At 73.5% G+C, this 10,996-nt stretch carries 10 protein-coding genes; 8 read left to right on the plus strand and 2 right to left on the minus strand.

The window, feature by feature from the left end:
- Positions 1–102: 102 nt before the first annotated feature.
- Positions 103–789 carry a hypothetical protein gene (locus ACZDYF_RS00310; protein WP_191789590.1) on the plus strand — a complete coding sequence of 229 codons (687 nt, stop codon included), beginning with the start codon at positions 103–105 and terminating at the stop codon, positions 787–789.
- Positions 790–856: 67 nt separating this feature from the next.
- On the opposite strand, the gene ACZDYF_RS00315 is transcribed toward ACZDYF_RS00310, so the two are convergent.
- A complete protein-coding gene (locus ACZDYF_RS00315) occupies positions 857–3,631 on the minus strand; it encodes a cation-translocating P-type ATPase (RefSeq protein ID WP_475051538.1) in 2,775 nt (924 codons plus the stop codon).
- A 167-nt stretch (positions 3,632–3,798) separates the two neighbouring features.
- Here ACZDYF_RS00315 and ACZDYF_RS00320 point away from each other — a divergent pair, with 167 nt between their 5' ends.
- From ACZDYF_RS00320 to ACZDYF_RS00330, 3 genes are all read left to right on the plus strand, one after another.
- Entirely contained in the window at positions 3,799–4,116 is a 318-nt protein-coding gene (locus ACZDYF_RS00320; RefSeq protein ID WP_030144034.1) for a YbjQ family protein, read from the plus strand.
- Between the two features lie 124 nt (positions 4,117–4,240).
- Positions 4,241–4,852: a hypothetical protein gene (locus ACZDYF_RS00325; protein ID WP_475051541.1), complete on the plus strand. Its 612-nt coding sequence runs from the start codon at positions 4,241–4,243 to the stop codon at positions 4,850–4,852.
- Positions 4,853–4,959: 107 nt separating this feature from the next.
- Complete coding sequence (locus ACZDYF_RS00330; RefSeq protein ID WP_475051543.1) at positions 4,960–5,400, plus strand: OsmC family peroxiredoxin; 441 nt, start codon at positions 4,960–4,962, stop codon at positions 5,398–5,400.
- 14 nt (positions 5,401–5,414) lie between these two features.
- Here the strand turns inward: ACZDYF_RS00330 and ACZDYF_RS00335 are convergent, their stop codons facing one another.
- Positions 5,415–6,455 carry an NAD-dependent epimerase/dehydratase family protein gene (locus ACZDYF_RS00335; RefSeq protein ID WP_204809876.1) on the minus strand — a complete coding sequence of 347 codons (1,041 nt, stop codon included), beginning with the start codon at positions 6,453–6,455 and terminating at the stop codon, positions 5,415–5,417.
- 217 nt (positions 6,456–6,672) lie between these two features.
- Here ACZDYF_RS00335 and ACZDYF_RS00340 point away from each other — a divergent pair, with 217 nt between their 5' ends.
- The 4 genes from ACZDYF_RS00340 to ACZDYF_RS00355 all read left to right on the plus strand — a co-directional run bounded on the left by ACZDYF_RS00340 (position 6,673) and on the right by ACZDYF_RS00355 (position 10,904).
- Positions 6,673–7,578, plus strand: coding sequence for an ATP-binding cassette domain-containing protein (locus ACZDYF_RS00340; protein WP_475051546.1), 906 nt, complete (start codon positions 6,673–6,675; stop codon positions 7,576–7,578).
- Positions 7,575–9,680, plus strand: coding sequence for a YhgE/Pip family protein (locus ACZDYF_RS00345; RefSeq protein WP_475051550.1), 2,106 nt, complete (start codon positions 7,575–7,577; stop codon positions 9,678–9,680). The genes ACZDYF_RS00340 and ACZDYF_RS00345 overlap by 4 nt, the downstream gene beginning before the upstream one ends.
- Positions 9,681–9,771: 91 nt before the next feature.
- Positions 9,772–10,242: a DIP1984 family protein gene (locus ACZDYF_RS00350; RefSeq protein ID WP_191789583.1), complete on the plus strand. Its 471-nt coding sequence runs from the start codon at positions 9,772–9,774 to the stop codon at positions 10,240–10,242.
- Positions 10,243–10,340: 98 nt separating this feature from the next.
- Positions 10,341–10,904, plus strand: coding sequence for a dihydrofolate reductase family protein (locus tag ACZDYF_RS00355; protein ID WP_475051553.1), 564 nt, complete (start codon positions 10,341–10,343; stop codon positions 10,902–10,904).
- Positions 10,905–10,996 lie beyond the last annotated feature (92 nt).

The following is a 10,996-nucleotide window of genomic DNA, read 5'->3' on the forward strand; positions in this document are numbered from 1 at the left end:
CGGGGGCGCGGAACACCGAGGTTTCGCAGTCGGTCCTCACCCACGTGTCGACGTCGTCCGCGGGCAGCGGCCGGCTCGGCCCACGCTGTGAAGGAGCACACCATGTCACGTCGTTCGACCCGCATCGCAGCCGTCTCCGCGGCTCTCCTGGTCGTCGGGGCGCTGAGCGCGACCCCCGCGCTCGCCGACGGACCCGACCTCACGTCGAAGTCGTTCGCTGCCGAGGAGGACGTCTGCTCGGTCATCGCCCAGCCCACCCCGGCGGGGCAGGACATCGCCTTCACGCCCGCACCCACGGTCGAGTGCTTCGACTCGTTCGGCGAGGCCATCGAGGCCGCGACGGGCGTGCCCGTGACCGACCCCGCGATCGAGGCCGGCGAGCCCGCGGCCCTGCAGGCCTTCGCCCAGGAGCAGTCGGCCCAGGCGGCGCAGGCACAGTCCCGCGCCGCCGGCCCGAGCGCGACCGCCGCGGCACCGGGGGCGACCATGATGCTGGGCGTCGCGTACAAGGGGGCCAACCACACCGGGGGCAACAAGGTCTTCTGGAGCAACGGCGGCACCGGGTGCAGGACCGGCAACACGTACGGCTTCCCCCGGCTGTCGGACTACCTGTTCAACAACAACATCAGCTCGCTGAACGCGTACGCCGAGTGCTGGGCGACCCTCTACGACCTCGAGAACTACGTCAAGGGCACCTCGACGAACTGCGTCCCCTTCTGCGCCACGCTCGGGTCGATGAACGACCGCGCCTCGTCGATCGTCTTCCGTCCCGCGGGCAGCATCGACTGACGCCTGCTCGCTCGCGGCCGTCGGGCACGTCGCTCCTCGAGCGGCGTGCCCGACGGCGTGGGGGGCCTCAGCGCTGTCGGGCCCGGCCGAGCGCCTTGGCCGTCTCGACGAGCAGGAAGACCACGACCGCGAGCCCGAGCGTGATGCCCCACTCGCGCAGCCCGATGGGCGCGGAGCCGAACCACGAGTGCATGAACGGCGCGTAGACGAACACGGCCTGGAGCGCGAGCAGCGAGCCCGCCGAGTACCAGACCGCCCGGTTGCCCTTCAGGACCGCGGGCGTGATCGACGAGCGGTCCAGGAAGCGGCAGTTGAACAGGTAGGCGAGCTGGCCGAGCGCGAGCATCGTCACGGCCGTCGTCTGGGCCTCGGCCACGCCCATGCCCTGGTCGCGCTCGATGAAGTAGACGGCCATGGTCGCTCCACCGATGAGGACCGAGACGAGCAGGACGCGACGCAGGTAGGCAGCGGTGAGGATCGAGGCCTTGGCGTCGCGAGGCTTGCGCGACATGATGTCGGGCTCGGCGCGTTCGTTGGCCAGCGCGAGCGAGAGCGTCACGGCCGTGACCATGTTGATCCACAGCACCTGCACGGGCTGGAGCGGCAGAGCCCACCCCAGGAGCACCGCGACCAGGATCACGAGCGACTGCGCGCCGTTCGTCGGCAGCAGGAACAGGACGGACTTGCGCAGGTTGTCGTAGATGCGCCGGCCCTCCTCGACCGCGCGCTCGATGGTCGCGAAGTTGTCGTCCGCGAGGACGACCTCGGCGGCCTCCTTGGTGGCCTCGGTGCCCTTGATGCCCATCGCGACGCCCACGTCGGCCTGCGTCAGCGCGGGGGCGTCGTTGACGCCGTCCCCCGTCATCGCCACGACCTGCCCGTGCGACTGCAGCGCCGAGACGATCCGGATCTTGTGCTCGGGGCTGGTGCGCGCGTAGACGTCGACGTCCTGGACGACCGCGCGCAGCTCCTCGGTGCTCATGGCCTCGAGCTCGGCCCCCGTGAGGACCTTGGTGGCCGCGGCTGCGACTCCGGCGGCCCCGGCGGCCCCGGTCTGTCCGGGCCCGGCCCCGTCGCGGACGATCCCCATCTCCCGGGCGATCGCGAGCGCGGTGCCCGAGTGGTCGCCCGTGATCATCTTGACCGTGATCCCGGCGTCCTGGCACTGCGCGATGGCCTCGACGGCCTCGGGGCGCGGCGGGTCGACGATCCCGACCAGGCCGACCAGCTCGAGGCCTGCGTCGACGTCCTGCGGGTCCAGGGTCGAGCGTCCCGGGTCCGCCGCCGTGCGGGCCGCGGCCAGCACGCGCAGGCCCTGCGCGCCGATCTCGTCGATCTGGGCCGACCAGAAGTCGTGGTCGAGCGGCTCGGGACGCCCGTCGGGCCCGGTCTGGGTCGAGCAGCGGTCGAGCACCCGGTCCGGGGCTCCCTTGACGAGCACGTGGAGGCCACCGTCGGGGTCCTCGCTGAGCGTCGCCATGTACTTGTTCTCGGACTCGAACGGGACGAGCGCGACGCGCCGCCACCCGGCCGGGTCGAGGCCCGCCTTGAGGCCCAGGGTCCGCAGCGCGCCCTCGGTCGGCTCGCCCACGAGGCGCCAGCCGTCGCCCTCGCCGGTGGGCTCGTGGACGATGCGCGCGTCGTTGCACAGCATCATCACCTCGGCAAGACGCCGCAGGTCGGGGTGCTCGGCGAGGGGGGCGGGCGACCCGTCGAGGCTGACCTCGCCGTCGGGCGCGTAGCCGATCCCCGTCACCGCGTACTCGTGACCCGCCGTGCGGACCGTGCGGGCCGTCATCTCGTTCTTGGTCAGCGTCCCGGTCTTGTCCGAGCAGATCGTGGTCACCGATCCGAGCGTCTCGACGGCGGGCAGGCGGCGCGTGATCGCCCGCCGTCGGGCCATCTGCTGCACGCCCAGGGCGAGCGTGATCGTCACGAGGGCCGGCAGACCCTCGGGGACGGCCGCGACAGCGAAGCCGATCGCTGCCGACACGAGCTCGGGGGTCTCGAACCCGTGGAACACGCGGCCGATCACGACCATGACCACGGCCATGACGAGGATGAGGACCGCGAGCTTCTTCCCGAACGCGTCGAGCGTGCGCGACAGCGGGGTCTCGAGCGAGGGGACCTCGGAGATGAGGGTCTGGATGCGGCCGATCTCGGTCGTCTCGCCCGTCTCGACCACGACGCCCGTCCCCGTGCCCGCGGAGACCAGGGTGCCCGAGAACAGCATGCTCGACCTGTCGCCGACCCCCGACTCGGCGGGCACCTCGTCGACCGACTTGGCCGCGGGCACGGACTCGCCCGTGAGGGCCGACTCGTCGACGCGCAGGTTGACCCCCGAGAGCAGGCGCAGGTCCGCGGGGACGCGGTCGCCCGAACGCACCCGCACGACGTCGCCCGGCACCAGGTCGTCGGCGTCGACCTGGGCCCACGCGCCGTCGCGGCGCACCTGCGCGTGGACCGAGAGCATGCCCCGGATCCCGTCGAGGGCCTTCTCGGCACGCCCTTCCTGGATCAGCCCGATCGCCGCGTTGATGACCGCGACCGCGAGGATCACGGTGAAGTCGATCCAGTCGCCCACGATCGCCTTGAGCACCGCGGACACGAGCAGGATGTAGATGAGGACGTCGTCGAACTGGGAGAGCACCCGGCGCCACCACGGTGTGCGCGCGGGCGGGGCCAACCGGTTGGGGCCGACCTCGGCGAGCCGGGTCCGCGCCTGCTCGGCCGTGAGGCCCGCCTCGCTCGACCCCACCTCGGCGAGCACGGCCTGCGGCGGGAGCGCCCAGGGCGTCGGGTCGGCAGTCGCGGGGACGAGAGGGGTGTCCGAGGCTGTCATGCCTCCCATTCAACGCCCGCTCGCTGCCGAGCACCCGAGGAGCAGCCGGGATGGGACGAACCGTTCCATCCCGCCGGGTCGGCGCGTGCACGCCGGGCGCCGTCCCCCAGGTCCTCCTACCGTGAGGAGTGGCCGCGCACGGTGCGCTGCCGTGAGGAGGACGTACCGTGCTGGTCTCCACCATGAACGATGTCCCGGGCCGGACCGTGCAGCAGGTCGTCGGCGAGGTGACCGGCCTGACCGTCCGGTCGCGCAACGTCGGCGCGCAGATCGGCGCGGGGCTCAAGTCGATCGTCGGCGGCGAGCTCAAGGGGCTCACCAAGCAGCTCCAGCAGTCGCGCGACGAGGCCGTCGCCCGCATGGTCGAGGAGGCCACCGCGCAGGGAGCCAACGCGATCCTCGCGATGCGCTACGACAGCGACGAGGTCGGGAACGGTTACCAGGAGATCGTGGCGTACGGGACGGCCGTGGTGCTCGCCCCCTGACGGGCACGCCGCTTCGGCGGGCGCGCGCCCCGGCGGGCCCGGCACCCGGTGCGCGACGGCACCCGAACGCCCTTCCGCCGGGCCCGGGGTCTTCGCTAGGGTGCGCGGCGAGGGGGGATGCGTGATGAGACGAGGATTCGCGGGCCTGGTGGCCGCCGGTGCGCTCGTGGCCGGGTGCACGGCGACGCCCGCGCCGCAGGAGACGCCGCTGGTGGAGGCGACCTTGACGATCGTCGGGCCCGAGGAAGGCGTCCCCCGGGCGCTGGACCCGCTCCGACCCGCCGGTCCGAGCGAGCGCGGAGTCCCGGTGGTTCCGCTCTCCGAGGCGTCGGTGGTCGCCGAGCGGCTCCCGGGGCCCGAGGGCGCGATGTCCTTGCTCGGCGGGCGCCTGGCGGACGACGAGCGTCTCGGCACGGTCCGGCTCGAGGGCAGCGGGACGGTCGTCCTCGCGTGGCACGGCGACCCGCCCCAGGAGGCGCTGGCCGCGGTCGCCGAGGCCTACCCCGACGTCGCGGTCCGGGTCGATCCGCTCCCCGTGCTGCCGGGAGAGCTCCAGGCGCTCGCGGAGTCGCTCCTCGGGAACGACCGCTGGCCACAGGTCCGCGCGGTCTACGTGCGCGACGACCTCTCGTCGATCGTCGTCCAGGTCGGCGCGGTGTCCAACCCGCTCACGCTCGCCGAGCGGCTGGCGACCGAGGTCGGGTTCCCGGTCGTGGTGGAGGTCGGCGCGCCCTAGCGCCGAGCACCGTGGGACGCCGCTGCGGGCGCACGACCTCGGGGTTACGGTCGACGGGTAGTGAACGGCAATGGGTCTCGTACCCGCAACCCCGAAGGAGCCACATCATGGCAGTCCGCACCGCCCGCACCGCGTGGAACGGCACGCTCATGGAAGGCACCGGTCAGGTCGAGCTCACGAGCTCGGGGACCGGCACGTTCGACGTCAGCTTTCCGCGCCGCACGGCCGACGAGGCCGAGGGGATCACGAGCCCCGAGGAGCTCATCGGCGCAGCGCACTCCTCCTGCTACGCGATGCAGCTCTCGGGGGTGATCGGCGAGGCGGGTGGCACGCCGATCGCGCTCGAGGTCAAGGCCGACGTCACGCTGTCCCCGGACCCGGCAGGCGGCCTGCGCATCTCGGCGGTCGCGCTCACGGTCCACGGCGAGGTCGACGGGCTCGACGAGGCCGGGTTCCTCGCGGCGGCCGAGAACGCCAAGGCCACGTGCCCGGTGTCCAAGGCCCTGACCGGCGCGACGATCACGCTGGACGCGGCCCTGGAGTCGTAGGAGTCCCGGCGACCCTAGGACGGCAGCAGCGGTGGGCTCTGCGTGCCCGCGCCCTCGACCAGGCCACCGACGACCTCGGTGACCGTCGCGTGGGCGTCGTGCACCGGCGCCCACCGCAGCAACCGTCGAGCGCGCGCCGTGTCGAGCACCGGTACGGCGAGCGCGACGTCGAACCAGCCCGGGTCGAGCGGGACCAACCGGGCCGTCCAGGCGACCGCGACCGCCCGCCGCAGAGACCCGGGCGACACCTCCCGGAGCCGTCCCTGCGCGACGATCGCGGCGACGTCGGGACCCGTGAGGACGTCCTGCGAGGCGATGTTGAACGTCCCCGGGTGCCGACCCACGAGGATCTCGCGGTAGGCGTCCGCGAGGTCGTCGGCGTGGACCACCTGCAGGCGCATGCCGCGCGGCCACACGAGCGTGGGCAGGTGACCCTTGCGGCGCAGCGGCGCCGGCAGGAGCTTGCCGAAGAACAGGCGCGAGACCTCGCTCGCGGCGTCGCGCTGGAACGTGAAGGGCGCGCGCACGCGCGTCACCACGATCCCGGGGTGCTCGGCGTCGAAGCGGTCCAGGAACCCCTCGACCTCGGCCTTCTGCGCGCTCGAGACCGACCCGGCGATCCCCGCCGTGGGCCAGTACTCGTCGCGGGGCGCGTCGTCGAAGGCGGGCGAGTACGCGCTCGCGCACGACGCGACCACGAGGTGCCCCACGCCCGCCCGCGCCGCCGCGGCGGCGACCCGCCTCGTCCCCTCGACGTTGACGCGCGCGAGCTCGTCGCGGTCGTGCGCGGGGTCGATCGCCCACGCGAGGTGGACCACGGCGTCGGCACCGACGAACGCGCCCGCGAGACGCGAGGCCACGACCTGCTCCGGGTCCGTGAGGTCGCAGCGGACCCACTCGGCGGCGTCGAACGGCGGCACGACGGTGCTCGAACCGTCCGCGCGAGGCACCCGGCTCGCGACCCCGACGACCGAGGTGACCACCGGGTCACCCACGAGCCTGCGCAGCAGGGCCGAGCCGACGTTCCCGCTCGCCCCGACGATCACGACACGCATGAAGTCTCCTCTCGACGCCCGTTTCCCCAGGCTACCGACCCGACGCCGACCCGGCCGGGGCGGCGAAGGACCTTCGCCCTCCGGCCGCGCCGGACGAGCGGGGCGCCGGGCTGCGCCCGACCCGGACAAGGTGCGCTCCTGCGGGGTCCAACGGAAGATCGACGGAGGCTCCGTCGCGGCCCATCCGCGCGGAGGCCCGCCACGAGAGGACACGACGGTGCAGATCGCGTTGGACGACGTCCAGGTCGAGGGTCGGCGGGCGCCGATGCTCGAAGCCACCACCCTGACCCTCGCCGCGGGGGAGTGCGTCCTCCTCGCGGGCGAGCCGGGCCACGGGCACACCGCGCTCGCGCTCGTCGCGACCGGCCGCCTCGCCCCGTACACCGGGACCGTCACGCTCGTGGGCGACGACGGCACCACCACGACCGCGACCGCGGACCTGCGCCGTGTCACGGCCGTGGTCGACGTCCCGGGGATCTCCGAGCCCGACGAGGCGCTCACGGTCGGGGACGTCGTCGCCGAGGAGCTCTCGCTCGCGGGCCAGTGGTCCCTGCCGGGCCGCGCCGCGAAGTGGCTCGACGCGCACGACCTGCTGGACCGCCGCGGCGACCGCGTCGACGAGCTGCACGGCACGCTGCGCACCGCCCTCCTGTCGTCCCTCGCGTCCGAGCGCAAGGACGTGCGGTTCCTCGTCCTGACCCTGCCCGACCGGCACCGGGGGGAACCCTCGGGCTGGTGGGCCGTCGCGGAGTCCCTCGCGGCGCTCGGCTACGGCGTGCTCGTCCAGTGCACGCGCTCCTCGGCCCGCGACCTCGGTGCCGACCTGCCGCCAGCGCGCGGCGACGACGCGCTCCGTGCGGCGCCGGTCGAGGCCCTGCGGACGCGGCCCGAGCCGGCGGTGGTACCGGACGCGCGGCAGGGCGACCAGGACGGGACCGTCGGACCACCGGAGCCCGTCGAGACGACCGACCCGACCACGCTCTTCGACCGGGCAGAGCCCGGACGCCACCAGGCTGTGGTCCCCGAACCGGTCCCCGAACGGGCTCCCGAACCGGTCCCCGACCCACCTGACGCCCCACCCGCCGCACCGGAGCCCGACACCGACGAGGAGGCCGACCGATGACCGCGATCCGCCTCGGGATCTCCGAGCTCCGGCGCATCAGCGCCGGGACCCTGCCCAAGCTCGCGATCCTCGCGATGATCGTGATCCCCACGCTGTACTCGGGGCTGTACCTGTTCGCGAACGAGAACCCGTACGACAAGCTCGCCGAGGTCCCGGCGGCGCTCGTCGTCCAGGACCGCGGCACGACCGTCGAGGACGCGGTCGACGGCACCTCGACCGAGAAGAACTTCGGCGACGAGGTCGCGAAGCAACTCGTCGACGGTGACGGCGGGTTCGGCTGGGTCGAGACGACACAGGCGGACGCCGAGGCCGGGGTGCGGTCGGGACGCTTCGACGCCGCCCTCGTCATCGGTCCGACGTTCTCGGAGGACCTGGCCTCGTCGGGAAGGTTCGAGCCGCAGCAGGCGAGCCTGGTGCTCATCACCAACGACGCCAACAACTACCTCGCCGCGACCATCGCGGACACCATCGTGGGCAAGGTCCGTGACGCGATCGCCGAGCAGGTGGGCACCGAGGCCGCCGACACGTTCCTCAAGGGGTTCGCCTCGATCCACACCAACCTCGCGAGCGGGGTCGAGGGTGCGCAGAAGCTGGTCGACGGTGCCACGCAGCTCTCCGACGGGACCGTGCAGCTCGTGGATGGCACGGCCCGGCTCGCGGCGGGGGCGAGCGAGGCCGCGAGCGGTGCGGCCCGCCTCGCCGACGGGGCCGACGAGCTGTCGACCGCGAGCGGCACGCTCGCCTCGGGCGCCGGCACCCTGTCGGACGGCCTCGACACGCTGCGCAGCAGGACCGCGAACCTCCCGGCGCAGACCCAGGAGCTGGCCGACGGCGCGCAGCAGGTCGCGGACGGCAACGCCCAGGTCGCGGGCTACGGGCAGCAGGCGGCAACGGCGGCGAGAGACGTCGTCGGGCAGCTCGCGAACGCCGACGCCGACGTCCAGGCGCTGCTCGACCAGCTCGTCGCGGACGGGACGCTCACGCAGGCCCAGGCCGACCAGATCCAGCCCGTCGTCAGCCAGGTCATCACCGACATCACGCCCGCGGTCGAGGACGCCGCCGCCACCGTCGAGGGGGCCGCCGGGAAGCTGGGCGAGCTCAGCGCGGGCTCGGCGCAGGTCGCGGCCGGGGCGGCGACGCTCGCGGGAGCCACACCCGCCCTCACGCAGGGCATCGCGACCGCGGCGTCGGGCGGGGACCGGCTCGCGTCGGGCGCGGCAGAGCTCGAGGACGGGGCGGGCACGCTCGCGAGCGGCGCGGGCGCACTCGCCTCGGGCACGGCGCAGGTGTCCGACGGCGCAGCCGAGCTCGCGTCGTCGAGCGTGACCCTGCGCGACGGGACGGCCCAGCTCCAGTCCGGCACGACCGAGCTCTACGACGGCCTCGCGGCGGGACTGGGGCGCATCCCCGACGTCGACGAGCAGACGCAGGAGGAGACGGCGAAGACGCTCGGCAACCCGGTCGCGGTGAAGAAGGACACGATCGCGAACGCGGGCACGTACGGGGCCGGGCTCGCGCCGTTCTTCATGTCGCTCGCGGCGTGGATCGGGGCGTACGTGCTGTTCCTGCTCGTGCGGCCCCTGTCGAACCGGTCGCTCGCGGCGGGGCGTCCCGCGTGGCAGACCGCGCTCGGCGGCTGGCTCCCGCCGGCCGTGATCGGCGTGGCCCAGGTCGCGCTCATGTTCACGGTCGTGAAGTTCGCGCTCGACATCGACCCCGTGTACGCCGTGGGGACCGCAGTGCTCCTCGTGCTCGCGTCGGCGACGTTCGTCGCGATCCTCCAGGCGCTCAACGTGTACCTCGGGGCGGTGGGGCAGTTCCTGGGGCTCGTGCTCATGCTCGTCCAGCTCGTGACCGCGGGCGGGACGTTCCCGTGGCAGACGATCCCCGAGCCGTTGCGCGCGCTGCACCGCTTCCTGCCCATGTCCTACACGGTCGAGGGGCTCCGGCAGCTCCTCTACGGCGGGGACCTCGCGACCGTCGCGCGGGACGTGGGGGTGCTCCTCGTGGTCCTCGCGGTCGCGCTCGCGGCCACGACGTTCGCCGCGTACCGGCAGCGGGTGTGGAGCCCGACGAGGTTGCAGCCGGAGCTGGTGCTCTAGGCCGGTTCGGCGATCCTGCGACGGGTTCGCCGGACCGGGATAGGTTCGGACCGGAAGTCCGTACCGTCCCAGCACCAGGAGTCGATCAACGATGAAGCTCGCCGAGGCCCTCGCGCAGCGCGCCGACCTCCAGCGCCGGCTCGCCCAGCTGGCGAGCAGGGCGATCGCGAACGCCCGCCACCAGGAGGGCGACCTCCCGGCCGAGGACCCGGTCGCGCTGCTCGCCGAGCACGAGCGCACCGCGGCGCAGCTCGAGTCCTTGATCGGGCGCATCAACGCGGCGAACCTCGCGACCGAGGTCGAGCCTGGCCTGACCATGACGGCCGCGCTCGCGCGTCGCGACGTGCTGCGCCTGCGGCACCGTCTGCGGAGCGACCTCGCCGACGCCGCATCGGCCTCCCAGGACCGTTTCACGCGCACCGAGCTGCGGTACGTGTCGGGAGTGGACGTGCCCGCGACGCGGGCCGAGGCCGACGACCTGGCGCGTGCGCTGCGTGAGCTCGACACCCGCATCCAGCAGGTCAACTGGACGGCTGACGTCGAGGGTGACGGCGTGGGCTGAGGCCCCGCGCGCGGGGTCGCACAGGTCCTCGTCGATGACTTCGCGCCACTGCGGCCGTCTGTAGTACACCGAACACCGACAGCCGGAAGGACGACACCATGGGGAAGCTGACGTTTGCCATGAGCATGAGCCTGGACGGATACGTCGCCGCGCCCGGCGGCGACCTCGGCTGGAGCGTGCCGAGCGACGAGCTGTTCCAGTGGTGGTCCGACCGGGTGGGGGCGACGGGCACGGCGTTGTACGGTCGCGGCCTGTGGGAGGCGATGAGCCCCCACTGGTCGACCGCCGACCAGGAGCCCGGCGTCACACCGGCGCACGCCGAGTTCGCCCGCCGCTGGCGGGACATGCCGAAGGTGGTGTTCTCCTCGACGATCAGCGCGGTCGACTGGAACGCCCGCCTGGTCACCGGCGACGCCGTCGCCGAGATCGCCCGTCTCAAGGCCGAGGACGACGGCCCGCTGGACGTCGGCGGCGCCGCCCTCGCCGCGTCGGTGATGCGGGCCGGGCTGATCGACGAGTACGTGATCGTCACCCACCCGGTCCTGGTGGGCGGCGGCACGCCGTTCTTCCCGTCCCTGGACACCTGGGTGAAGCTGGACCTGGTGGAGACCCGGACGTTTCCCGGCGGTGTGCTCCAGACCAGGTACGAGACGAGGCGCTAGGTCCCGCCGGTCGCCCGTGCTCCGCCCTCGGGCTCGGTGCGCGGGCCGACCCGCAGTACCGTTGCGACCGGAGCGGACGGAAGTCGGTAGCC

The sequence above is a fragment of the Oerskovia sp. PE-21s genome (assembly GCF_056158145.1).